We start from the raw sequence: 25,240 nt of genomic DNA on the forward strand, positions 1-25,240 counted from the left end.
CGTGTGTACAATAAATTGTCAGGGGGCTTCTTAGGTTAGAGGATCTCTTTCAATATCCTGGCGACGCCTTTGATGCCATCGGAGATTTTTTCTTCGGGGGTGCCCGCAAAGCCGATCATAAAGCCTTTTTTCTTAAGCGGTTTCATGCAGTAATAATCCAGGTTGTTTACGGCGTAGCCTGCGGCTCGTAACGTTTGTTCTACCTGTTCCGGATCTGCATGATCGGGAAGCCAGGCGTTACAGTGAAATCCTTGTTCCACCGGATTTATTTCGACGAGGCCTTTGAGGTGTTTTTCCGCTGCTTCAATAAGAATTTGCTGACGCTGGTGGTATATCCGGCGCATCTTGCGCATGTGTGTGGCAAAGAAACCTTCGTTAATAAAGTCAGCAATAATCTGTTGAGTCAATTTGGGTGTAGAGCGCTGCAAAATAGTTGAAGCATGGGCAAAGTCCTCTGCCATTGATTTAGGGACGATCATGTAACCCAACCGAAGGCCGGGGTAGAGTATCTTGGTGAAGGAGCTGACATAAAGAACTCGCCCGTCCTTATCCAATCCTTGCAGAGCGGATAGAGGCCGCCCTGTATACCTGAACTCGCTATTGTAATCGTCTTCAAAAATCCAGGTATTGTTTTGCTGTGCCCATTCCAAAAGCTTGATGCGTCGGGTAAGGGGCATACGATAACCAAGTGGGTGCTGGCTAGACGGCGTTACATAGGCAAGACGTGCAGGTATATTTTTAGCTTCTTCAGGGCATAGGTCTGGATTAAAGCCGTGTTCATCGGAAGGAACGGGGACGACATTGGCGCCGGTACCTTCAAATACGCATCGCGCTGCCGTGTGGCCGGGATCTTCCATCCAGACCGTGTCACCGGGATCCAATAGCAGCTGGCTTGCAAGATTCAGGGCTGATTGGGTTCCAGAAGTGATAATAATTTGCTCGGGCGTGCAGCGCACAGAACGTGATGTTTTCAGATAGCTTGAAATTGCTTCCCGTAAAGGCATAAACCCACCCCGATCTGCGTAGGTTAAATCGTCGTTGGACGGCTTGCGCTGATACCTGTTGGTCAGGCGAGAGAAAATATCATGGGGCAACAGCTCGTAGGCTGGCTGGCTAGGCCTAAAGGTGTAGATGCCTTCTGGTTCATATTGATGAGGCAGTTCCGAATATTTAAGTCCACGGTTTGAAAGTGTTAAATCAGGATCTTCTTCGAAAGAATCGGGGTCGTCATCGCTGGCGGATTGGTAGAAATCTGTCATCGCGGATAAACGATGGGTTACATAAGTACCGGCACCCCGACGTGTTTCCAGAAAACCTTCGGAAATCATTTGCTCAATTGTATTGATAACCGTCGTTCTGGAAATTTCGAGTTCTGTGGCGATTGTTCTACTCGCCGAAAGTTTGGTTCCGGGGGGTAAGTCACCGGAAAGAATAAGTTTTCTGATTCCACTATATAGTTGCCTATAGAGTGGAGTTTGTGATGTCGGGTCCAGTTTGATGCCTTCGAGTAGAGCGCCGGATGCAAATTTAGCCATGATCGTGAACTTAATATAAAATTGGTCTGGTTGGGTGCCTAATAATGGATCTTAAAGTGATGCCACTATCTGTGTAGTATTTCCAAAACAACAAAGCCGCAAGCAAAACTGTGTAAAAACGGAATTGCAAACAAAGTTCAATGTCACTGTAATACATGCCCTGTAGGTGTGCATTCACGATAGGAAAATGTTCATTCTGAACATTGAAGTCAGACTTGGAGAGCTCTTGTTCGGTGAATAAAAAGCCCTTTGGGGGCCAGAACGCATTCGAACATGCGCATTTTAAAACACGGAGGTTTTTTTATGATTAACACGAAAGCCAAGCTTTCGCTTAAACAGGCAATTCTGGGTGTCACTGCAATTGCAGGTCTAGCATTCGCCGGTCAGGCACACGCAGAAGAACTACGCCTTCTTACCTGGGGTGGTTATGCACCTGAATCTGTTGTTAAACAGTTCAAGGAAGAAACTGGCATCGATGTTAAGGTTACTAAATCTAACAACGAAGAAATGATCGCAAAGCTTCGTGCAACTGGTGGTGGCGGGTTCGACCTTGCTCAGCCAAGCCAAGACCGTATTTCCAGTGCGCAGGCTGAGCACAGAATTTACAAGCCAATTGATCTTTCCAAGATTGATTCCAACCAGTTTATCGGTTCTATGCTTGAAGCAACTAAGGTGAACACGACTTACAAGGGTGATGTTTATGGTGTGCCACATGTATGGGGTACAAGTGGTCTGGTTCTGAACACAAAGCTGGCTAGTACTGTTAAAGATTATACAGATCTTTGTAACGATGCTGTTGCTGGTAAAGTTTCTTACCGTCTAAAACGTCCAACATTGATTGGTTTTGCTTTTGCTCTTGGTCACGACCCATTTGCTGCTTATGGCGATAAAGCAAAATACGCAGAAATCATGGGCGATGTTGAGAACAAGCTTATCTCTTGTAAAGCTAATGTGAAAACTTACTGGGACGGCGGCGATTCCCTTCTTAGCTTAGTTCGTTCAAGTGAAGTTGTAGCTGCCATGGCTTGGGATGCTGGTGGTTGGAAGCTTAATAACGATAATGCAGACGTAACCTTTGTTGCCCCTAAATCTGGCGCTCTTGGTTGGATGGATACTTTTGCTCTGCCAAAGAAAACTGAAAACGAAGCTGCGGCTTACAAGTGGATCAACTTTGTGATGCGTCCTGAAATCGCTGCACAGATTACCGCTGCTGCTGGTAATTTTACAGCATCTAAAGGTGCTGATGAGTATGCTGATGACAAACTGAAAGCTCAGTTCCAGGGGAGCTTCCCACAGGCTGATCTGGACAACATCAAATGGTACCCAACTGTACCACCAGGGCTTGAAACTATCGAAGGTAAAGTTCTGGATCGTGTAAAGGCTGCTTCTTCTAACTAAGAAGATGGTGTCATACGATGCACAAACGGCAGCCCCCGGTCTTGTAGGAGATCGGGGGTCTTGCCATCAGCTACTTGATGAATATTCAATAGCTAAAGTCCTAATCTCGAGGGACTTTAAATAATGCCCAGCATAAAAGGTCAACAGACCTGATAAAACAAAACGTCCTTTCGTAGGTAAGTAAAAAATATGAACAATCAATTGGATCTTGAGTGTCGCCGGCTGGTGAAATCCTTTGGGAAATTTACAGCGGTTGATAATGTGTCTTTGGAAATTCCAAAGGGATCTTTCTTCTCAATACTCGGTCCAAGTGGCTGTGGTAAAACCACTCTTTTACGTATGCTCGCCGGTTTTATTGAGCCGTCTGCAGGTGACATTGTTATCAAAGGACAGTCCATGTTGGGCGTACCCCCGAACAAGCGTCCTGTGAACATGGTTTTCCAGCATCTCGCGCTCTTCCCGATGATGAATGTGGCTGAGAATATCGCCTATGGCTTAAAACGTAGAAAACTGCCACAGGCCGAAATAGATAAAAAAGTTGCAGATGTTCTAGAACGGGTCAGTTTGCCTGACGCAGGGTCAAAGGACGTGACCCAACTTTCCGGTGGGCAGCGTCAGCGCATTGCCATTGCGCGTTCCCTTGTTCTTGAGCCCGCTGTTTTGCTTCTTGACGAGCCATTAGGGGCGCTTGATCTTAAGCTTCGCGAGCACATGAAGGTCGAACTGAAACAGCTTCAGCATGAGGTCGGAACAACCTTTGTGTATATTACGCATGATCAATCCGAAGCATTGGTGATGTCTGACAATGTTGCCGTTATGAACGAAGGACGTTTTGAGCAAGTCGGATCGCCTCAAGACCTTTATTATAATCCGAAAACGGCTTTTGTTGCTGGATTTGTGGGTGATTCAAACCGCTGGAGTGGCCGAGTTGATTCCATTGATAAGGGGCAGGCTTTGGTGTCTTTGGATGATGGTGGCGTTATTGCCGGGATTACTGGGAACGAAAAAGTACTTGCCGCTGGTGACAAAGTTGAACTTTTTGTTCGTCCGGAAGCGATTATCATTGAGCGGGATAGTTCTGCACAGACAGGTGCTCATCTTGAAAATGGCCAGAATACGCTGTCCGGGATTGTAGAAAATCTTCTCTTTGACGGCGCAAACAGTCGGGCGCAAGTTCGTGATCAACAAACAGGACATCAAGTAACGGTTTCTTTGCCGCAGACAGGTGCGTTTAGCGACCTTAAGTCTGGGGAACAGCTCCGTCTTTCTTGGGGGGTGGATAAGGCACGTGCCTATGGATCTCAAACAGGTGCATCTCAGCCCGGTCTTGGTAAGGAGCAGGCGGCATGAGTACATTCCAGATGACCTCTGGAACAGAAAAGAGTGACACCATCCCGATGCTCAAACTCGGGACTTTCCTGTTGATGTTACCGCTTTTGCTCTGGCTGTTCCTTCTTATTATTTTACCACATCTTGATCTTCTGACTGTCTCTCTGCGCGAAAAACTCGGGTATCGGGAATATGCGTTCAGTCTTCAAAATTATATCGAATTCTTTACCGAACCTCTTTACTGGAACACTTTTGTTCGTACAGCTGTTATGTCAATTGTCGCAACGATGATCACATTGGTTATCGGCTTTCCGGTATCTTATTACATCGCCAAAGTGATTAAGGGTAAAAAGCGTAACCTGTTATTCATGATGTGCCTGATTCCTTTTTGGGTTTCAGAGCTTGTCAGAACCTTTGGGTGGATGATTTTGCTGCGTGAATCTGGTGTAATCAGTAGCTTCCTCCAATGGGCTGGCTTGGTTGATGGTCCAGTTGAGCTGCTTTACAGCGATGCAACGTTAATGGTTGGTTTGGTCTATACATCCATGCTCTTTATGGTCGTGCCGTTGGTGTCTGTGTTGGATACGCTGGATGATAGCCTGATCGAAGCCGGGTATGATCTTGGGGGCAGCACCTATTCTATTCTGCGTGAGATTGTCATCCCGCATGCCATGCCGGGCATCGCTTCTGGCTGTATCGTTGTTTTTATGCTGACGCTTGGGAACTATCTGACGCCAACGCTTCTTGGTGGGAAAGACAGCTTGTGGTTTACCGAGCAGATCTACAATCAGTTCATCACACGTTTTAACTGGGAATCTGGTTCTGCCTTTGGTTTCCTTCTTTTGTTCCTTTCATCTGCGATTGTTTTTGTTGGCTTGAAATTAAGTCGCCAAACACTTGCTGATACCGTGAAATAGGGGACTTTGATATGATACCGTCTCTTCCTCAGTCAAAGTTCAGTACCCGTCTTTATGCCGCTTATATAACGCTGTTTTTCATCTATCTGGCGGCACCACTTGTGGTGGTTGGCGTGTTTGCGTTCAATGATAGTCTGTTCCCATCCATGCCTTGGAATGGCGTTACCTTTGACTGGTTCATTGGTACAGAAGCCCCTCGCCTTGGTGTGTTTAATGATGGGCAGCTTCTGGAATCAATTGGTTATTCCGGCTTTATTGCCATCTGTGTGACACTGCTGTCCGTCTTTGTCGGAACCTGTAATGCGTTTTTGTTCGAACGCCATACCTTCCCAGGTAAAAATGTACTCTATATCTTCGCCCTAATGCCATTGGTTATCCCAGGTGTGATTTTGGGGATCTCGATTTTGATTTTCACAAACTCAATCGCCAATGGTGTCGAAGATAGCTTTGGGCTGGATCTGGACTTCCTACGCCCGGGCTTGTTTATCGTTATTATGGGGCAGTTTGCCTTTGTGACGACGATTACGACGCTAGTGATTTCTGCGCGCCTGCGCAAGTTTGATACCAGTTTAGAAGAAGCTGCCTTGAACTTGGGGGCAACAAAATGGGAAGCGGTTAAGACCATTACACTTCCCTTTTTGAAGCCCGCAATGATTGGGGCGGGGATTGTTTGTTTCCTGATGTCTTTTGAAAACTTCAACACAACCCTGATGTTGGTGGGATCGGACTCTCCCCTGACAATCACAATGTTTGACCGCCTCAAGCAAGGGTCGACCCCTGCGTTGAATGCTGTGTCATTGATTTTGATGGTCGTATCAGGTGTCTTGGCCTTGATTTCTGTATTTGTCCAGCGAGATAAAAAGGTGCCGGACAGTGAGTAATAGCGTGGTGCTGTTAAGGAATTGAGAAATTCCTGTGCTGATTGACCACAAGAGTTATGCGTCGGTCGATCCGAAAGGTCGACGCATAAAAAGGAAGTTGCTCTTCGAGTAACTTACCCCACATGACTTGACCGGGCTTTCTAGCCCGGTCTTTTTTTGTCTCCGGCTTTTTTTATTTCTGACTTTTTTATCTCGAACTTTTTATCCGTTACATCATAAGTTCAGAGTTACTTTCTGAGTGGCTTTTTTGTGGCGGGCCTATTATGCTGCGTTTAAATGCTTGTTGGAGGCTTGGGGACTGATCTCTAACAAGAGTATGATTTGTATTTTGATGAAGTTTTATTTAACCAAATCAGACAAGTGGATTAAGTGGGGGCTTGGTCGCATGTCTCGATCAAGAATGTATTAGAAAGTATCAGTCCATGGTCGTGCCGTATCGCCCACTTGTTCAAAGCCTATTGACTTCTCGTCGATCTCATTCCGAGAAAAGCACTGTTAGAGCAAAAAAATCAGATCATGAAATTAGTCGTCGTCATCTTTTAAAAGGTACGATTGGTCTTGCCGGGATTGGTTGTGCATCATCCTTTCTTGCATCACCTTCTCTTGCATCACCGGCCATTAGCGCAGAACAGGAATTAGAAGTCTTTTCCTGGCAGGGGTATTTCAGTGATGAAATGATTGCGGAGTTCAAAAAAGATACCGGCATTCAAATTTATTTGACGGAATACGACAGTAATAGTGAAGCCCTGCTTACCTTGAAAGCGACCAAGGGGTACGGATTTGATCTGGTTTTTCCGTCGTCTTCCTTTTTAACAAACTGGTATTTGGCCAAAGATCTTTTACGGCCGATTGAAGAGGAAAAACTTAATCTTGACCTTATACATAGCAGTATTTTGAAGAATGCTGAAAATATGGGGACGATATACAGGGGGCGGAGATATGCATTACCTTTTGCCTGGGGCTGCGAAGGTATCGTGTTCGATAGCATTTTGAGAGACTATCAACCGGGTGAACTTTCGTGGAATGACCAATGGTCAATTGAAAACAAAGGCTTTGTCGCAACGCGTCCAGAATCCGCACTGACGTCAATGGCATTGATGCTGGATGGTACTGGTGAGCGTTTGAATTCAGCCTATGTCAACGAAGATCTTGCCCGCCAGATTCTGGGGGAAGCCCTTCTTTTTGCCCAAGAGCATAAATCACATGTCCGCCAATTTTGGATGGATACAGAAGGTTTAGCCTCGGCCTTTACACTTAATAATTGCGTTATTGGACAAGGTTGGGGAGGTGCAGCGCATACACTATGGAAGCAAACAACCAGCAGGTTTAAATTTCTGGCCCCGAAAGAAGGAGCGCTCGCATGGATGGATACACTTGCCATTCCAGAGGGAAGCCAGAATGTGGATCAGAGCTATGAGCTGATCAACTGGCTGTTCTCGCCAAAGGGAGCTGGAATGTTTATGGCCTATTCTGGGTATAATTCTGCTGTGAAAGATGCCCATGAAGAGTTGGATCTTGCAGCACAGGAACGATTTAATTTTTCGTATGATGACGGCAAGATGATCGACGATCTCTATTGGCTTAAACCCGAGGTCGCTTGGTTCAAAGATTTACGGGATGTGTATGTGCGGAAATACATAGAAGCCTGATTTTTCTATTCAGTTTCTTGAAAGGTAAAAAATTGCCTTTTGCCGCAATGCTGGCATTAGAATGAATGCTGGCAGCATAATTCGGGTATTCGACTTCAAATATTGTGTATACTGTTGATGGTAAAGGCTAACTTGTAAGATGGGTCGAGTTTAATTTTTATGTGAATTGAAATTTTATGTTATTAAAAGCCACAATAAAGTCGTTTTTGTACAAACAGTAGAGGGTTTGCGATCTATACTAACTATATGATGCACAGGAAAAGGAATTGTGACATGGCGAATACCATTATCCTTACAGTTATTGGCTCTGACCGGCCTGGGTTGGTTGATGACTTGTCCACTATGGTAAATAAGCATGGTGGGAATTGGCTGGAAAGCCGGATGACCAGATTATCAAATACCTTTGCAGGTATTGTTCGCGTTTCAGTTCCTGAAGCTAATCATGAAGCGCTTGAGCGTGATATTCAATCTCTGGGGTGCGCAAACTGCCAGTTGATCATCGAACAAGAAGCTAAATCAGGTTCTGATGAGACACTACGTGAGCTTAGCCTGGAAATTATTGGCCCGGATCACCCCGGAATCGTTCAAGATATTTCCCATGCTCTGGCAGAGAAGAAAATAGGGATCAATGAAATTTCTACTGACTGTCAGGATGGCGCGATGTCTTCTGAGAGGATTTTCAGCGCCGAGATTAACATTGCTATCCCGTCATCTGTTCCTGTTGATAGTATTCGTGATCAGCTGGAAGATCTGGCAAATCAGTTATTTGTCGATATCACAATGGATGATTTACAAGGAACTGTGACACGGATTTAAACCCGTATTCTATCGATCATTTATAAAGACAGTCAAAAGCTGGTTCTGAAGATACTATGGATTTTCAGGAAGTAACCAGTTGATGGCTGTCTTTTTTTGTTGTTCCAAATAAGTATTTGCTGTTGAGAAATGCTGATTGCCAAAAAAACCGCGATGTGCGCTGAGAGGGGAGGGATGCGGCGATTGCAAAACAAGATGTCGATCACGATCAATGACGGCACCTTTCTTTTGCGCATAACTTCCCCATAGCATAAAGACTAATCCGTCATGCCGATCGTTGAGCGTTTCGATTATTTTGTCCGTGAAGAGTTCCCAGCCGCGCCCTTGATGTGATCCGGCTTTGTTTTGCTCGACGGTTAAAACTGAATTAAGCAGTAAGACGCCCTGTTCGGCCCAAGAGTTTAGGAAGCCATGGGCAGGTTGATGAATATCAAGATCCTGTTCCATTTCTTTATAAATATTCCTAAGAGAAGGCGGAATGGGGACATCGGGTCTTACTGAAAAACACAAACCATGAGCTTGCCCTGGTCCGTGGTAAGGATCTTGTCCTAAAATAACGATTTTGACTTTATCGATCGGTGTGAGATCAAGCGCCTGAAAGTACTCATTTCCCTTGGGGAAGATAACTTTTCGATTGTCCTTTTGCTGTTTCAAAAAAACTTTCAAGTTGCGCATGTAATCTTTGCTGAACTCAGAAGACAGGGCTTCTTTCCAGCTCGGGTCGAGCTTGATGGTGTCTGATGGTGTACTCATCACAGATATTGGTTGGTCTCTATCGTTAAGAATGGTTTCAGCTTTCTTGTCCAGCTTCATGCAACAGTTTTTCGACATCCAAACGCTTGGTATGTTTGAAGAACTCTTTGGCAATGGGCGAACTCGGTTCTCTTTTTGCGATAATCATACCGATCTTATTAACAAGTCTTGGCTCAGAAAGCGGGATGGCAACAACGCCTTCCAAATTTCGCAGAACATGAATCAGGCTGATAGGAACGATGCTGGACGTATTCCCAAATCTCGTTTCATGCAGAAGCTGTGTAATGGAATTTGTTTGCGTGTGGGGAGTGACGAAACAGTCTAATTCTTCAAAAGTTTTGTCAATAATGCGGCGGTACTGCATATCACGCGTCAAAAGGCTGAGCGGGATTTCGGCGGCTTCCTGCCAGGTAATCGTCTTGTGATCTTTCAGAGGGCCGTCTGCTTTGTGAATGAGGGAGTATTCTTCGTGATATAACTCGTGGCTCTCGACGTTGGTACTAAGTTCGCTGCTCAGATAAGTGACGCCGACTTCTAGATCGAATTTTTCCAAACCTAGCTGAATCTCTGCTGAGGAGAGAGATAAAATGGAAACGGTTATGTTCGGGTGGGCTTCGCAAAAAGGATTTTTGATGAGTGACATCATCGGCATGGCTGATGGAATGGCCCCGATACGAAGATGCCCGGCCAAGCCTTTACTCATTTGGCTTAGGGATTGTTTCAAAGTACGGGCTTCTGCCAAAATGCGCTGTGCGATGGAGACAACCAGTTCTCCCTCGGTTGTTAATCCCTGAAAACTGCGCTCTCGCTTGACGATTGGAACGCCAAGTTCATTTTCCAGCTGTCGAATTCTGGCGGAAAAAGCGGGCTGTGAAATGTTGCAGTTTTTAGCTGCTCGTCCAAAATGCTTTTCGCGCGCCAGCGCACAGAGTAGTTCCAATTGGCGCAAATCCAAGGTCGTCACCTCCTGTGGTGCAGTGAGTTTATTGTTTTGTTATTATTTTAGAACTACGGCGTGCCGAATTCCTGACATAAGGATATATATAACATATCCCTAAAAGATATAAGGGGATATGTTTTGAAAGCCATTCATCAAAGCGCCAATGTCATATAACTCTGGCGACATTCGTCGATTATTTTTTTATTTCCTTGCCAGTCATTAGACTTGGGGTGCCTAGGGGAGACGTCATACCTGATTTCATCATGAAATGGCGTAAGGGGGCAAAATTCCGGACTGCGGACAACCCAAGATCCCGGACCTTGTGCAGGATTGCGCTGTCATTAGATGCAAATCTGTTTAGGCCGTCTGCTGCGGCTAAGCGAGTAAAAACATCAAAGCGCCTGGCTCTGTCATATTCTTCGAGCAACTGAATGTCACCGAGATCGTTTCCTTTATTGTTTTGGTCAATTAGTAGTTCTGCAAGAACAGCGACATCTCGTAAGCTAAGGTTAAGTCCCTGGGCAGCAATCGGGGGCAACGCGTGTGCAGCTTCCGCAATCAGGGCAAAGCGTTGATCGTGAAAGGAATTGCTGAGCATGGCAGAAATGGGGAAACCGCCCCGTTTTCCAAACAGCTTTACAGTTCCCAAACGTCCTTTGATTTTCTCTTTAAGTGCCTTGGTAAAACCTTCTTCATCCAAACCAAGTAGTTTTTTTGCCAACGAGGTTTCTTCTACCCAGACAATGGAAGATCGTTTTCCCATCATGGGAACGAGGGTGAAAGGACCTGCGGGGTAATGGGTTTCTGTTGAGACGTTTTGGTGTGGCTTGCTGTGTTCTATATAACAAGTTATCGCTGTCTGTGGGTAAGGCCAAGACATGGATTTAATGCCGACGGCTTTACGGCTGGGGGAATTTTTTCCGTCTGCGCCAACCGTTAATTCTGCTATAGATTTCTGCCCGTTGGATAGATTGAGAATATAACCGTTTTCTCTGGCCTCTAGGGTTTCCATCTTTGTTGAGGTCAGGTGCGTGACAGAAGGGAGTTCATTTAATCTGTTACACAAAGCTCTTCGCAAAACGGCATTTGGTACATTAAAACCAAAGGCGCTGTCGTTTATTTCCCGGGAATCAAAATTTGTTGAACTAGGGTATTTTTGTTTTCCCCGGGGCAGATTAACAATTCGCATGACGGTTAGAGCTGTGGCGTATTCTTCACACCCAACCCAAGTGCCACAAGCATTGAGTAAATTGATCGAGTTTTGGATTAGTGCTGTTGTGCGGTTATCTTTTGCATCTTGATAAGGGTTTTCCGGCAAAGGAGGTTCAAGGTCAATCAGAAGTGTTTTTATGCCCGCTGTTCCAAGCGCTGCACAAAGACTTAACCCAGCCAATCCTCCACCGATGATCTGAACCTGATTTGTTAGCATTGGGAGAGGGTTCTGGTTAGTCATTGTTTCTGGTTACACTTGTGCTGAATGCGAAATATATTGTTTTATATTTGAGGTACTCTCAAACTAGCAGTGGTGCAAGGCGTTGTCTTGTCACAGTTCTAAGATTTTTCATAATATGACAAAAAAATGGAGCCACTTATACTCAAGGGCTCCATTTTTATTTACGTCTAGTCGATTAGCATAGGGTTTATTTAGTCGCCAAGCAGACCTTTTAGAGCATCTCCAGCACCATCGGCTGCGTCTTTTAGGCCTTCGCCCGCACCTGAAGCAGCATCGCCCACTGTATCCGTGACTGCCGACGCACCATCGGCGACGCCATCGGCAACACCTTTGACCCCATCAGTTACGCCCTTGGCTAACCCTTTCAGGTCAACAGATCCTAAAGCACCAGTGATGTTTTTGCTAACTGCGCCAAGAGCAGCTTTTAAAATAACATCAGGGCTGGCACCGCTGTCACCTTTGCCAATGTCTTTGAGATGGATGTTAGGTAAAGCAACATCAATTGTTTTGTCGCCAAGTGGAGCGGCGGCAACAGAAATTTCGCCGTCATTAAGATACAGGTGTTCAACGATAAATTTAGGGCCTGAATCTGATCCACTATCTGAACTCTCAGACGAGTTACTATTTGTCTGGGCATTTTCGTTGATTGTATCAATGTTACTTTTCGAGGGGCCAACTTCATAAGTTATATGAGGAGCCGTTATTCTGATTTCGTTGATTATGACGACATCGTTTGCGATAGAGGTCGGGTCAACTTTGATGCTGATGTTCTCGAATTTAAAAGCATCATCGGACTTAAAGCCTTCTGGGTTACTCATGGTAAAGCCGCTTAGGCTTCCCTCACCGGTGGTTGGAGAGATTGAGACATTATCCAGTGTGACTTCTGTCTGAGTCATGTCCGAAGCAACGCTTTCAACGGCTGCTTTGACGATTGAATCCAGAGATGAATATATAAAAATGACACCAACAACGATCAGTACAGCGATCGAGATGAGTGTGATGCCAGCAACTTTAATGGTCTTGTTCATTGTTTCAGGCTTCCCCGAGGTTTTTGTGATAGGGCACTTAAACATCTGTGACAGCTAAAATCTATAGGTAGATGCCGCAAAACGATGTCATTTCTGAGTAAAATATTGGAAGGACGGGGGGTAATTGGCTGAGTGAATCCATATAAACCAAGAGGTTTTAGTATAGTAAATATGGTTAACGCTTGAAGTAAAAAGGTTAATTTAAATAAGAGGTGTTTTAAGACTGTTTCGAATGCTTTTTGCCAGTTGTAATTTTGTCACAGGGGGCTTTTTAAATAAAAATTGTTAACGTGAAGAATTCATTGAAAAAGGATCTTTCTTTAAAAAGTGTTATTTATCAATTGATTGATTGTTTTCAATTTTCTTGGAAGCGAAGTCTCATTTTTATCACAATAAATAAGGTCGCTTTTCATTAGGTAGCATAGGGACCATGCGAAAGTTGCATGGCTTATTATTTTTTATTTAAAGTAATAACGATATTTTTAAAGTAATAGATGTTTTTAGTTTGTGTATTCATTGGTGATATAAGTAATTTTGTGTGCTTTTGTCTCTAATTCATGATAAATATTTCTTTGACTCTTGATGTTAATCTCTTGTAAAGATTTGAACGTAGCAAGCGACATAGGGTTGTTTGTTTTCTATTCATCCCCATATCGGGGTACGCTCACAATGATACAGGCTGTGTGAGCACGGGCTTGAAGAAGCTGCTGAAGTGATAAACTGAGGTACTTAAATGAGACGTGGTTTACGACAGATCAGACGGATGGGATATCGGCTACGTGGCCAATTCCGCAGTCATTGGTATGGATTTTCATCATTCCTTTTTGCGCTTGTTATCAGCGCTGGTTTGATTGCACCAGATGCACAGAAGAACGCGCAAGCTGTTCAAGTTGCTGAAGGTGACTTTATTTCCCCTGTTGATGTGAGGCCTTTAGCACGTGATTACGCTGTTCTGCCAGAGCTGGAACGCCGTCGCCCAACACCAGCTAGCTATGATACTGAATTAGAGTGTCTGGCACAGAACATCTATTTTGAATCTCGTAGTGAGAATACAAGTGGGAAACGTGCTGTTGCCCATGTTGTTCTCAATCGCGTTGCTAGCAAAAGATTTCCTTCGACTATTTGTGGTGTCGTGCAGCAAGGTGGATCTTCTCGTCTAAACAAATGCCAATTCTCTTGGTGGTGTGATGGCAAGAAGGACGAGATCAAAGATCAGGCATCTTGGGAAGAAGCGCAAAAGCTTGCACGCTATGTATATTGGGGCGTTTCCAATGATGTAAGCGAAGGAGCTCTTTGGTATCACGCTGATTATGTGAATCCTAAATGGCGTACCGCTTTTGATGAAGGACCAACAATCGGGCGTCACATTTTCTATCGCGAGAAAACGGATGATCTGGAAGTTGCTTCTCTTGAAGTGAAGTGATTTACTGCTGAAGTCAAAATGTAAAAAAGCGCCAATTTCTATGGCGCTTTTTTTGTATCGGAATGATTTTTTATATAACCACTATTGTGTCTTTTGAGCTTCAAAAACTTCTTTTGCCGTATTTAATCCATTAATTGCAGCAGGTAAGCCACCGTATACGGCCATTTGCCAGATTGCTTCTGCAATTTCTTTTTTATTGGCCCCACTTTTGAGCGCATGCTCGATATTGATTTTAAGCTGAGGTGCTGTATGTCCACCCAACACAGTTAATGCAGCAACCGTACAGAGCTGTCTGGTTTTTGCATCAAGGCCTTCTCGGCAATAATGGCGCCCATAGGCCCATTCAATAAGACTTTCTGACATGTCCGGAACCATAGCATCATAACGCTCTCCTAAAATTTTCTCTATATTTGGGGCCAAATTTTCTGCTGCATAGTCACGTCCCTTTTGGAGTGCTGATTTATCCATTGTTTTAATCGTCATTTTTCAAAATACCTTTGGTTTGAACTCCGGCTTCCAGCGGGGAGTTTACTTTACTATCGGATGCTTCTATTTTTTTGTACAAATCAATTTTGTAATTCAACAAATTCAGGCAATCAGAAAGTTCTGTGATCTTGTCTTTGACAATTTCCCGCCTTTCTTCAAGCATCTGGCGTCGCTGACTTGCAGTCTCTGGCCCAAGTTCTCTCAAAGCGGCGTAGTGGGCCATGTCCTTGACGCCCATTCCAGTGGCCCGGAGCTTCTTTAAAAAGCTGATCCAGTCTTTGATGGAAGGCTGGTACACTCGCCGTCCACCGTGATCTCTGTTGGTGTCTGGGATCAAACCGATCTTTTCGTAATAACGAAGAGTATCTATGGAGAGACCACTCTGGGCTGAAAGCTCACCGATATACATAACTTTTCTCGTCCATTTGTTCGCGAATAGAAGCGTTTACCTGCATCGTGCTTTTGGGCACTGCGTCAACGCTCTCTATGCTCTTTGGGATAGATAAATTATATCGTAAATGCTGGAGCACACTCTAGGTCAAGAGTGTTTTTATAAAAGAATTTAAATATGTAGGGAGTTGTAGGATTTTATGCGTCAGTTGGGGATTGATTTATGAATCAAGTTTGTGGTCGTCAACGATCTTTGCCTGACGTTTATTTTCGATCTTGGAGGCTTCTTTTTCTACTTTTGTTCGGCCGAATTCAATCCGGTTGTCAGCGGCCTTTACAGCCTTTTCTTCGCGCGCCTTGTTCTTACGAGCCTGCTTTAAATTGATAACATTACTCATGAAATGTTTCTGCCTTTTATAAGCGCTGTTGTCAGATGCAATTTCCTGTCGTTTCTTGTTTCATAATATGATGTAACCATTTAATGCTTCTGTACCAGAACTTTTTTATGACCAGATGGAACCAAGATGAGCAGCCGCCTTGTATCTGAAAATACCTTTGCCCCAAAAGCGGAGCAAAAACCTTACGTACATGAACTTCACAATGATCGACGCGAAGATCCTTATGCGTGGTTGCGGGCGGATAATTGGCAGGAAGTTATGCGGCAACCGGATAAGCTGGCGCCAGATATTCGGAACTATCTTGAACAGGAAAACGGTTATTGCAAAGCTGTTATGGCTGATACAGGCGATTTGCAAAAACGATTGTTTGAGGAATTGAAAGGGCGGATTAAAGAGGATGATTCATCTGTGCCATCGCCCGATGGTCCATGGCTTTATTATGTTCGTTATGAAGAAGGACAACAGCACCCGATTTTCTGTCGTAAACCAATAGATAATCAAGGAAACGAAGAGGTTCTTCTTGATGGTAACAAAAAGGCCGAGGGCAAAGATTTTTTCCAGATTGCGAGTTGTACTCACAGTCCGGATCATCGTTATGTCGCCTATAGTGTCGATGAAAAGGGATCTGAATATTACACCCTGAGAATTAAGGATCTGGTGACGGGGGCGGAACTGGACGATGTAATCGACAGTACATCGGGGTCAGTGGTTTGGGCAGCTGATAATCAAACACTGTTTTATACTGTACTGGATGATAATCATCGTCCGTCAAAAGTTCTTCGACATTATCTGGGCGATAACGAAAACCTTGATGTGCTGGTATATGAAGAAAACGATTCTGGCTTTTTTGTTGGCATCGGTAAAAGTGAGTCCGGCAAGTTCATTCATATATTGGCGCATGATCACCAAACATCAGAAGTCCATTTAATTCCTGCAAATAATCCTGCATCAAAACCTGTTGTCGTATCAGTACGTGAACCGGGTATTGAATATGATGTTAGTGATCATGAGGGGCGTCTTCTTATTTTGACGAATGCTGATGATGCAGTGGATTTCAAAATCTGTGAAACGTCTTTAGACAAGACGGAACGGGGAAATTGGAAAGATCTGATTGCTCACAAACCGGGCGTTTTGATTCTGAGCCTGATTGTGTTCAAGGACTTTATGGCAAGACTGGAGCGTGTTGAAGGTCTGCCTAAAATCATTGTGACGCACTTTTTTGATGACCAGGAGCACGAGATCGCTTTTGATGAAGAGGCTTACAGTCTTGGTATGTCCGGTGGATATGAATTTGATACCAAAACACTCCGCTTTAGCTATTCATCGCCGTCGACACCGGCGTGCGTTTTTGATTACGATATGGAAAGCCGGGAGCGGACACTACGCAAAGAAGATGAAATTCCGAGTGGGCATAGTCCGGACGACTACATTGTTCGCAGGCTATTGGCTCCTTCGCATGATGGCGCGCTCGTGCCGATCTCTCTGATGCATAGAAAAGATACTGAACTGGATGGCAAAGCACCGCTCTTGCTCTATGGCTACGGATCTTATGGGAATGCCATTCCTGCAGGTTTTATGCGCAACAGCTTTTCACTGGTGGACCGTGGTTTTGTCTATGCCATTGCTCATATTCGCGGTGGTACAGACAAGGGCTATGGCTGGTATCTTGATGGTAAAATGGACAAGAAGAAGAATACCTTCATCGATTTTATCGCCGCGGCAGAGCATCTAATTGCGGAGGGCTATACCGCTGCGGGGCAAATCGCGGCACATGGCGGGAGTGCGGGCGGTATGCTAATGGGTGTGATTTCCAACATGCGGCCAGATCTATTCAAGGCGATTGTTGCAGATGTGCCTTTTGTGGATGTGCTGACAACCATGTGTGATGAAACCTTGCCGTTGACGCCACCTGAATGGCCGGAATGGGGCAACCCGATTGCCGATAAAGCGGCATATGATTACATCAAATCCTATTCCCCTGTTGATAATGTAAGAGCACAAGATTATCCGAATATACTGGTAACGGCTGGATTGACTGATCCTCGCGTGACCTATTGGGAACCGGCTAAATGGGTTGCGCGTTTACGTGAACTTAAAACAGATACCAACCATCTGATCTTCAAAACCAATATGTCCGCAGGCCACGGCGGCGCATCCGGGCGTTTCGAGCGGTTGAAAGAAGTGGCCCTGATGGATGCGTTTTTATTGAAAGTGTTTGAGATTTAAAAGAATTTTCGAAGCTGAGGAAGATGGTATGAAGAAAAACTATTTCCGTTTTTTGAAGATGTTACCTCTCCTTTGCGCTTTTACAATTCTTGAAGCCAAAGCCGATGAGAGTTCACAAACTCAGATCGTGAAAGAGTTGGTTTATAAAGAGTTCCACGATCCGGGTTATGTGTATTTCCTGACCGAGAAGGGCAAAGAACTGGAAGCGGCTTTCTATTATCGCTTTATTACTTATGAGCAAATTGAGAAATGGAGTGTTGGTGAGAAATTTGAATTGGTGATTGATGCAAACAAAGGTGTTGGCGTGCGTCATAAGTCAGAGGCCGAATTCTTTAAGGTCGTCTTCGCTCGACCAGATAATCCAATAGGGCTTCTTGAGAAGACGTGCCTCGAAACAGCAGTGACGACCTTGGATATTGCAGGGTGTTTTCATCAAAGTGCAGAGCGCTGGCGCCGTGAAAGTGATTATTTATTTCGCGAGCTTTCAACAAGTGCCTCTAAAACTGTGTTTGGACAACTTTCCGACGCGAGGACTAAGTGGTTGGCTTATGAAGCTAGTTTGATGGATAGCTTTTATACATATGGGCAAGAGCAAGGTGGTTCTATTATGAAAATTCACAGCGCATCCCTAAAAAGTGAACTTGCTCAGTCTTTCTATTATCAAACAGTTCGATTTTTTGAGTAGGTGGCTTCAGGCTTCTTCTGAAGTATAAGAGGGGCCAGATTTATTTAATCTGGCCCGAACTGTAATAGATAATCACAATGATATACTTATTTAAATTTGCTCTATCGCTGTTTGAATATCAGAAACCTTTGGGCCTGCTGCGGCAAGTCTTCTGCTAGAGTTGACAATAATTCTCTTCAGATCTGGAGTTAAAGCCTTTACATCATCTGGTTTAGCCCCTTGTTGACCGATGCCCGGGGCAAGAAAATAGGCGTTAGGCAGGACATCAAGAGCGTATTTCAAATCTTCTGGAACAGTTGCCCCTACTACGGCACCGATGGTTTTGTTATTACGGGCTGCTTCCCAATTAGCAATATCATCAAGAATAGAGTGCCATAATTTAGGTGAGCCGTGTTCCTGTAAAGCAGTGCCTTCAGGGTTTGAAGAGCGTGTTACAACAAAGACATAAGCGCCTGTGTCATAGGCTCTCTCAAGCAAAGGAGCTAGAGAGGCGAAGCCAAGATAGGGTGTGACGGTGATCGCGTCTACCTGCATAGGGGCATCGTTGCCAAGCCAGGCTCTGGAATAAGCATCAACAGTAGAGCCGATGTCTCCTCTTTTTGCATCTGCCAGCACAAGGAGGCCCATTTTCCTTGCCTCCTTAATGATATCAGTTAGTGCTCTATAGCCTTCGACCCCAAATCTTTCGAAGTAGGCGACCTGGGGTTTTACAATAGAGGCATTATTGTGAGCTGCTTCTAACATCGTCAGCGCAAATTTTCGAGCACCAGCAGCGGTGTCATCCAGTCCCCAAGCTGATAGTGTATCTTGGGTAGGATCAATCCCGACACATCTGGTTAGAGCATCATATGGGGCTTTTGATAAGGTTTCGAATAATGTCATAATTGATGCTCCCTTCCAAATGTCTTGCTGCTGATTAGATTATGTCGTTGTTAGTTTATCTTGTTCACAAACCGCCGTTGCCAAATAGGGCTTTCCAAGTTCGGCGGGGTGTGATGACAAAGGGCGCAGTTGGGCAGTGGTTCATAATCCGGTAAATCGAAATGATGTTTGATGGCCCCATAGAGACCACCGTGGGCAGCGATTAAAACTGGACCGGGTCGATTGATGGCTGTGTTGACTGCATTTGCTGCGCGTTCGATAAACACTTGCCTTGTTTCTGCCCCTTCAGGGGTGAATTCGCCGTCTTTCCAGGCTTCGAACCATCCGTCGTCGACAAGCCCTTCTTGATTGCCAAAGCCTGCTTCTTTTAGATCATCAATAATGACGATTTCGCAATTGAGAACCTGATTAAGAATTTGTGCGGTTTCGAGTGCCCGTCCCAATGGACTTGCACAGATAGTTTGGATTTTTACATGTTTAATGGATTCAGCCGCTTCGTAAGCTTGTTTACGCCCAGTGTCATTCAAGGGAATATCTGTAAAACCCTGCATCAAACCCTTGGCGTTCCAATCAGTTTGTCCATGGCGAATGTAATAGAATTCTTTGTGAAGCAGCATAGAAAATGAATCCATTTTATAGTTGTTTGGCTTAACTCTTACCCGTCGTTGTTTCATTGTTCGTGTCGCTTTACCTACACTTCTTTCTTCACGCCTAACGCAAAGATTAAACAAACCGACGATATAAAATAATACCCGGTATCTCAAAAGAGGTACCGGGTATTATTTAGCCAAAAAATTGTGGCTTAAATATATTCAATCTTGACGATCTCGTAGCCTTTTTCACCCGCTGGTGTTCTGACTTCAACGGAATCGCCTTCTTCTTTACCGATCATTGCGCGTGCCATCGGTGATGTGATAGCGATGCGTCCCGCTTTTACATCTGCTTCCAGATCGCCAACTAGTTGATAGGTGGATTCTTCATCAGTATCTTCGTCGGCAATGGTTATGGTGGCGCCAAACTTCACGGTTGAACCGCTCATAGCAGCGACGTCAATAACCTCTGCACGGGAAATTCGAGCTTCGAGCTCAAGAACACGACCCTCGATAAAGCTCTGCTTTTCACGGGCGGCGTGGTACTCGGCGTTTTCCGATAGGTCGCCGTGTTCGCGTGCTTCGGCGATTGCGCGAATCACTGCCGGACGCTCGACAACTTTCAGGTTACGGAGCTCTTCTTCAAGGCGGGCAAGGCCCTCCTTGGTCATAGGGAACTTTTCACTCATTCGCTTTTCCAGGCGTATTTACAAACAGTTACTCCCGATTCCACCGCCGTTATAGGGCAGAATCGGGAGCCACTTAAATTAGAACGAAGATTTAAAATAAGCCTGAAGTGGCTCGACTTCAAGTAGGCCTTCTCTTTTTGCTTTCAAAGCCTCTACCATGGCGCGGGCACCATTAGCAGTTGTGAAGTACGGAACCGAGCTATCAAGGGCGCCGCGACGGATATCAAAACTGTCCGCAATGGCCTTGGCACCTTCGGTTGTATTGATGATCAGGTGAACTTTGCCGGATTTGATGGTATCGGCAATGTTTGGTCGACCTTCACGAACCTTCAGAGCGCGCTCAACTTCGAAGCCTTTTTCCTGAAGATGGGTTGCAGTGCCGCTGGTTGCGACAATCTTGTAGCCCATATCCAGTAAATCTTTTGCGAGGTCTTCCATGACTTTTTTGTCACGGTCTTTTACAGAGATGAAGACTGTTCCCTCATCTGGCAGATCAATGCCAACAGCCATCTGTGCTTTGAGGAAGGCTCGGCCAAAGGATGTGTCCAGACCCATAACTTCGCCTGTTGACCGCATTTCAGGGCCAAGCATGACATCGACACCAGGGAAACGATTGAAGGGGAAAACAGCTTCCTTGATGGCAATATGGTCACCGCGTTCTGTGATCAGGTCGATATTGGCAAGTTTTTCTCCAGCCATGACACGGGAGGCAATTTTAGCTACCGCATTTCCAGTGGCTTTCGCAACAAACGGAACTGTTCGGCTGGCGCGCGGGTTTACTTCTAGGATGTAAACAACATCATCTTTAACCGCGAATTGCACATTCATCAGGCCAACAACATTAAGCGCGAGGGCCAGTTTATGGGCTTGCGCATTAATCTCGGCAATAATGCTTTCAGACAGGCTGTAAGGCGGCAGGGAACAGGCTGAGTCACCAGAGTGAATGCCGGCTTCTTCAATGTGTTCCATAATCCCGGCAACGAAGACATCTTTGCCATCGCAAATCGCATCAACATCCACCTCAATTGCGTCCTGCAGATAGCTATCAAGAAGCACAGGGTTTTTACCGGATACTTGCACCGCGGTATTGATATAACGCTCGAGCTGGCTGGTCTCGTGAATAATCTCCATGGCACGTCCCCCCAGAACATAGGACGGGCGGATAACAACCGGGAAGCCAATGCGTTCTGCGACGGCGAAAGCTTCTTCTTTGGTCGTTGCTGTGCCGTTGATTGGCTGACGAAGATCAAGTTCCTGCAAGAGCTTCTGGAAGCGCTCCCGATCTTCGGCAAGGTCAATGGCATCCGGGGACGTTCCAAGGATCGGAATACCCGCATCTTCGAGAGCCTGAGACAGTTTAAGCGGTGTTTGGCCGCCAAACTGCACAATTACACCCTTGAGTGTGCCGTTGCTTTGTTCCTTGCGGGCAATCTCAATAACGTCTTCACCTGTAAGGGGCTCGAAATAGAGACGGTCCGAAGTGTCGTAGTCCGTGGAAACAGTTTCAGGATTACAGTTGACCATAATGGTCTCGTAACCTGCGTCGCTAAGGGCGTAGGCCGCATGGACACAACAGTAATCAAACTCGATACCTTGACCGATACGGTTTGGGCCACCGCCAAGGATCATAATTTTTTCGCGGTCAGTCGGCTCTGATTCACATTCGGCTGGGTTCACGCCATCGCCTTCGTAACAAGAGTACATATAAGGCGTTGTGGACGGGAACTCACCTGCGCAGGTATCAATCCGTTTGAAGACCGGGGATACGTTCAGGCTATGACGGTGTTTGGTGACCTCTGCTTCGTCCTGATTGGTCAACTCGGCAAGGCGCGCGTCGGCAAAGCCCATTTTCTTTAGGGTCAGGAAGGATTGACGATCTTTTGGCAAGCCGTTTTCACGAATATCATTTTCCATCAAGACAATGTCTTCGATCTGGCGCACAAACCATGGATCAAACTTTGTGACGTCAAAAATTTCTTCAACGGTCAAGCCGTGACGCAGTGCCTGAGCAATGGTTAGCATTCTGTCTTTAGTTGGCTTCGACAGGAAGGAACGAACGGTGTCTTTGTCGACATTGCCGTTTGCATCAACAGCACCAGGGATATCGACTTCATTAAAGCCGGTTAAGCCGGTTTCCATGGACCGTAGCGCTTTTTGAACTGATTCGCCAAAGCAGCGACCGATAGACATGGCTTCACCAACAGATTTCATCGCTGTGGTCAGGTAATCTTCAGCACCGGGGAATTTTTCGAAGGTAAAGCGCGGGATCTTGGTCACGACGTAATCAATTGTCGGCTCAAAAGATGCCGGTGTTACCTTGGTAATGTCATTTTTGAGTTCGTCCAGTGTGTAACCAACCGCAAGCTTTGCTGCGATCTTGGCAATCGGGAAGCCTGTTGCTTTGGAAGCCAGAGCGGAAGAGCGAGACACACGCGGGTTCATCTCAATGACCACGAGCTCACCATTTTCCGGGTTGAGGCCGAACTGCACGTTCGATCCACCAGTATCGACACCGATTTCACGTAGGCAGTCAATCGAAGCATCTCTGAGAATCTGGTATTCTTTATCTGTCAATGTCAGAGCCGGAGCGACAGTCACTGAGTCGCCGGTATGAATGCCCATAGGATCGATGTTTTCGATGGAACAAATGATGATGCAGTTGTCTGCGCTGTCGCGGACAACTTCCATCTCGTACTCTTTCCATCCCAATACAGACTGTTCGACCAGAACTTCTGTCGTCGGTGAAGCTTTCAGACCGTTTTTGACAATCTCTTCAAACTCTTCCGGGTTATAGGCAATGCCACCGCCTGTACCGCCGAGAGTGAAAGATGGACGGATAATTGCAGGAATGCCGACCGTTTCCAGAGCTTCTAGAGCTTCTTCGTAAGAATGGACAACGCTTGAACGCGGGGACTTCAGGCCAATTTTTTCCATAGCTGTTCTGAACAGCAAGCGATCTTCGGCTTTTTCGATAACATCAGCTTTAGCGCCGATCATTTCAACGCCGTGTTTGTGTAATGCACCAGAGCGTTCCAGAGCAAGACCTGTATTCAAGGCTGTCTGGCCACCCATTGTTGGCAAAAGTGCATCGGGTTTTTCTTTCTCGATGATCTTTTCAACGACTTCCGGTGTGATCGGTTCGATGTAGGTTGCATCGGCGAGACCGGGATCCGTCATAATCGTTGCCGGGTTCGAGTTTACCAGAATAACCCGGTAGCCTTCTTCGCGTAGCGCTTTACAGGCCTGTGCGCCGGAATAGTCAAACTCACAAGCCTGACCGATAATGATCGGCCCTGCGCCGATGATCATGATGGATTTGATGTCTGTTCTTTTAGGCATGGTCTGCTGTACTCATCTTTTGTCTGTTTGCTCTTGCCTTATTCAGGGCAGTGAGCTTTTCAGCTGTCTCGTAAAACAATGGCGGCTGCTGTCGAAAGCGCCGCCATTGCAAATTATTTTCGGCGGTCTGCCATAAGATCGCGGAACCGCTTGAACAGATACTGACTGTCCTGTGGCCCGGGTGAAGCCTCTGGGTGATATTGAACAGAGAACACCGGGCGATCTTTCAGACGGATACCTTGATTGGTGTTGTCGAAAAGCGAAACATGGGTCTCTTCAACACTTTCCGGCAGGCTGTCTTTGTCGACCATAAAGCCATGGTTTTGACTGGTGATCTCTACCTTGTTGGTGGTGAAGTCTTTGACAGGATGGTTTGCACCGCGGTGGCCAAGATGCATTTTCTTGGTGTCTGCACCAAGTGCAAGTGCAAGGATCTGGTGACCAAGACAGATGCCAAAAATAGGCAGATCTTTCTGGTCCAGAAGTGCTTTCACCATTGGGATGGCATATTCACCTGTCGCAGCCGGGTCACCCGGGCCGTTAGAAAGGAAGACACCATCTGGTTTGTGGTTAAGGATCTCGTCTGCTGTTGCATTTGCAGGTACGACGGTTACACGACATCCTTGTGAACTGAGTGAGCGCAGGATATTGCGTTTCGCCCCAAAATCCACTGCGACGACATGAAACTCGGGATTTTCTTCGCTCTGGTATCCTTCTTCGAGGGTCCAGCGTTTTTCATTCCAGTTTGATGTCTGTGCGCAAGTGACATCTTTGGCAAGGTCCATACCGTTCAAGCCAGGGAAGTCAGCGGCCTTCTTGCGGAGTGCTTCCAGATCAAACTTGCCGTCAGCATGATAGGCAATGCAGCCGTTAGGCGCGCCATTGTCACGGATCAGGCGGGTAAGGACACGAGTGTCGACACCTGTGATCGCACTGAGGTTATGAGATTTTAACCAAGCATCGAGATCGCGGGTTGCGCGCCAGTTAGACGGCTGGGTGATGTCCATTCGGAGAATGGCGCCGCGTGATGAAGGGGTGATCGTCTCGATGTCTTCATCATTGACCCCAACATTCCCAATGTGTGGGAAGGTAAAGGTAATGATTTGTCCTGCATAGGAAGGGTCGGTCAGGATTTCCTGATACCCTGTCATCGAGGTGTTGAAGCAAACTTCTGCAACGGCTTCACCTTCTGCGCCCAAACCCTTTCCCCAAAACACTTGCCCGTTGGCAAGAACGAGGACCGCGGTTGCTCCCGCAGGTTGTTTGCAGGCAGAATCAATAGCCCCTGTCTGAGAGACGGAGGTTTCTTTTGATGTCATAATACTCATGGATGAGGCGTCCTTTAGGCAGACGTAATCGTCAGCGATTTAATAGCTGAGGCCTTTGTATAAGCATAAGTGGCTTTTAGGTCAAGAAAAACACGAAAGAAAATA

At 45.8% G+C, this 25,240-nt stretch carries 22 protein-coding genes; 9 read left to right on the forward strand and 13 right to left on the reverse strand.

Annotated features, from left to right (window positions below; translation table 11 throughout):
• Positions 1 to 35: 35 nt before the first annotated feature.
• Positions 36 to 1,535, reverse strand: a complete 1,500-nt coding sequence (gene pdxR / locus WH96_RS11940; protein ID WP_047764402.1) for a MocR-like pyridoxine biosynthesis transcription factor PdxR — start codon at positions 1,533 to 1,535, stop codon at positions 36 to 38.
• 303 nt (positions 1,536 to 1,838) lie between these two features.
• Here pdxR and WH96_RS11945 point away from each other — a divergent pair, with 303 nt between their 5' ends.
• From WH96_RS11945 to WH96_RS11970, 6 genes are all read left to right on the forward strand, one after another.
• Positions 1,839 to 2,933, forward strand: coding sequence for an extracellular solute-binding protein (locus WH96_RS11945; RefSeq protein WP_082130473.1), 1,095 nt, complete (start codon positions 1,839 to 1,841; stop codon positions 2,931 to 2,933).
• Positions 2,934 to 3,122: 189 nt separating this feature from the next.
• Positions 3,123 to 4,283 (forward strand): ABC transporter ATP-binding protein, encoded by a 1,161-nt coding sequence (locus WH96_RS11950; protein WP_047764403.1) that lies wholly within the window; start codon positions 3,123 to 3,125, stop codon positions 4,281 to 4,283.
• Positions 4,280 to 5,179, forward strand: a complete 900-nt coding sequence (locus tag WH96_RS11955; protein ID WP_204248189.1) for an ABC transporter permease — start codon at positions 4,280 to 4,282, stop codon at positions 5,177 to 5,179. Before WH96_RS11950 ends, WH96_RS11955 begins: the two co-directional genes overlap by 4 nt.
• A gap of 11 nt (positions 5,180 to 5,190) precedes the next feature.
• The gene (locus WH96_RS11960) at positions 5,191 to 6,060 is read left to right on the forward strand and encodes an ABC transporter permease (RefSeq protein WP_047764404.1); all 870 of its coding nucleotides are present in this window, start codon (positions 5,191 to 5,193) and stop codon (positions 6,058 to 6,060) included.
• 422 nt (positions 6,061 to 6,482) lie between these two features.
• Complete coding sequence (locus WH96_RS11965; protein WP_047764405.1) at positions 6,483 to 7,709, forward strand: extracellular solute-binding protein; 1,227 nt, start codon at positions 6,483 to 6,485, stop codon at positions 7,707 to 7,709.
• 273 nt (positions 7,710 to 7,982) lie between these two features.
• The gene (locus WH96_RS11970) at positions 7,983 to 8,525 is read left to right on the forward strand and encodes a glycine cleavage system protein R (RefSeq protein WP_047764406.1); all 543 of its coding nucleotides are present in this window, start codon (positions 7,983 to 7,985) and stop codon (positions 8,523 to 8,525) included.
• Between the two features lie 54 nt (positions 8,526 to 8,579).
• On the opposite strand, the gene ung is transcribed toward WH96_RS11970, so the two are convergent.
• From ung to WH96_RS11990, 4 genes are all read right to left on the reverse strand, one after another.
• The gene (ung, locus tag WH96_RS11975; protein WP_245629484.1) at positions 8,580 to 9,356 is read right to left on the reverse strand and encodes a uracil-DNA glycosylase; all 777 of its coding nucleotides are present in this window, start codon (positions 9,354 to 9,356) and stop codon (positions 8,580 to 8,582) included.
• Complete coding sequence (locus WH96_RS11980; RefSeq protein ID WP_047764407.1) at positions 9,316 to 10,233, reverse strand: LysR family transcriptional regulator; 918 nt, start codon at positions 10,231 to 10,233, stop codon at positions 9,316 to 9,318. The genes ung and WH96_RS11980 overlap by 41 nt, the downstream gene beginning before the upstream one ends.
• Positions 10,234 to 10,411: 178 nt before the next feature.
• Complete coding sequence (locus WH96_RS11985; protein ID WP_047764408.1) at positions 10,412 to 11,671, reverse strand: FAD-dependent monooxygenase; 1,260 nt, start codon at positions 11,669 to 11,671, stop codon at positions 10,412 to 10,414.
• A 191-nt stretch (positions 11,672 to 11,862) separates the two neighbouring features.
• Positions 11,863 to 12,699: a DUF748 domain-containing protein gene (locus tag WH96_RS11990; protein ID WP_047764409.1), complete on the reverse strand. Its 837-nt coding sequence runs from the start codon at positions 12,697 to 12,699 to the stop codon at positions 11,863 to 11,865.
• Positions 12,700 to 13,432: 733 nt separating this feature from the next.
• Between WH96_RS11990 and WH96_RS11995 the strand changes: the two genes are divergently transcribed.
• A complete protein-coding gene (locus WH96_RS11995; RefSeq protein WP_053005878.1) occupies positions 13,433 to 14,122 on the forward strand; it encodes a cell wall hydrolase in 690 nt (229 codons plus the stop codon).
• Positions 14,123 to 14,203: 81 nt separating this feature from the next.
• Here WH96_RS11995 and WH96_RS12000 read toward each other — a convergent pair whose 3' ends face one another.
• The 3 genes from WH96_RS12000 to WH96_RS21775 form a co-directional block, all read right to left on the reverse strand.
• Complete coding sequence (locus tag WH96_RS12000; RefSeq protein WP_082130458.1) at positions 14,204 to 14,605, reverse strand: carboxymuconolactone decarboxylase family protein; 402 nt, start codon at positions 14,603 to 14,605, stop codon at positions 14,204 to 14,206.
• Positions 14,595 to 15,017 (reverse strand): MerR family transcriptional regulator, encoded by a 423-nt coding sequence (locus WH96_RS12005; RefSeq protein WP_047764410.1) that lies wholly within the window; start codon positions 15,015 to 15,017, stop codon positions 14,595 to 14,597. The genes WH96_RS12000 and WH96_RS12005 overlap by 11 nt, the downstream gene beginning before the upstream one ends.
• A 202-nt stretch (positions 15,018 to 15,219) precedes the next feature.
• A complete protein-coding gene (locus tag WH96_RS21775; RefSeq protein WP_082130459.1) occupies positions 15,220 to 15,396 on the reverse strand; it encodes a DUF4169 family protein in 177 nt (58 codons plus the stop codon).
• Between the two features lie 126 nt (positions 15,397 to 15,522).
• Between WH96_RS21775 and WH96_RS12010 the strand changes: the two genes are divergently transcribed.
• Positions 15,523 to 17,622 carry a S9 family peptidase gene (locus WH96_RS12010; protein WP_047764411.1) on the forward strand — a complete coding sequence of 700 codons (2,100 nt, stop codon included), beginning with the start codon at positions 15,523 to 15,525 and terminating at the stop codon, positions 17,620 to 17,622.
• Positions 17,623 to 17,650: 28 nt separating this feature from the next.
• On the forward strand, positions 17,651 to 18,307 hold the full coding sequence (locus WH96_RS12015) for a lysozyme inhibitor LprI family protein (RefSeq protein WP_156176791.1): 657 nt from the start codon (positions 17,651 to 17,653) through the stop codon (positions 18,305 to 18,307).
• A gap of 90 nt (positions 18,308 to 18,397) precedes the next feature.
• Here the strand turns inward: WH96_RS12015 and pyrF are convergent, their stop codons facing one another.
• The 5 genes from pyrF to carA form a co-directional block, all read right to left on the reverse strand.
• Complete coding sequence (pyrF, locus tag WH96_RS12020) at positions 18,398 to 19,189, reverse strand: orotidine-5'-phosphate decarboxylase (RefSeq protein WP_047764413.1); 792 nt, start codon at positions 19,187 to 19,189, stop codon at positions 18,398 to 18,400.
• Positions 19,190 to 19,239: 50 nt separating this feature from the next.
• Positions 19,240 to 19,806, reverse strand: coding sequence for a histidine phosphatase family protein (locus WH96_RS12025; RefSeq protein ID WP_053005879.1), 567 nt, complete (start codon positions 19,804 to 19,806; stop codon positions 19,240 to 19,242).
• A gap of 185 nt (positions 19,807 to 19,991) precedes the next feature.
• Positions 19,992 to 20,468 carry a transcription elongation factor GreA gene (gene greA / locus WH96_RS12030; RefSeq protein ID WP_047764414.1) on the reverse strand — a complete coding sequence of 159 codons (477 nt, stop codon included), beginning with the start codon at positions 20,466 to 20,468 and terminating at the stop codon, positions 19,992 to 19,994.
• Positions 20,469 to 20,546: 78 nt separating this feature from the next.
• Positions 20,547 to 23,807, reverse strand: coding sequence for a carbamoyl-phosphate synthase large subunit (carB, locus tag WH96_RS12035; RefSeq protein ID WP_047764415.1), 3,261 nt, complete (start codon positions 23,805 to 23,807; stop codon positions 20,547 to 20,549).
• Between the two features lie 113 nt (positions 23,808 to 23,920).
• Positions 23,921 to 25,126 (reverse strand): glutamine-hydrolyzing carbamoyl-phosphate synthase small subunit, encoded by a 1,206-nt coding sequence (carA, locus tag WH96_RS12040; RefSeq protein ID WP_047764569.1) that lies wholly within the window; start codon positions 25,124 to 25,126, stop codon positions 23,921 to 23,923.
• Positions 25,127 to 25,240: the final 114 nt, after the last annotated feature.

This window comes from Kiloniella spongiae (assembly GCF_001026905.1).
Taxonomy (GTDB): Bacteria; Pseudomonadota; Alphaproteobacteria; order Kiloniellales; family Kiloniellaceae; genus Kiloniella; species Kiloniella spongiae.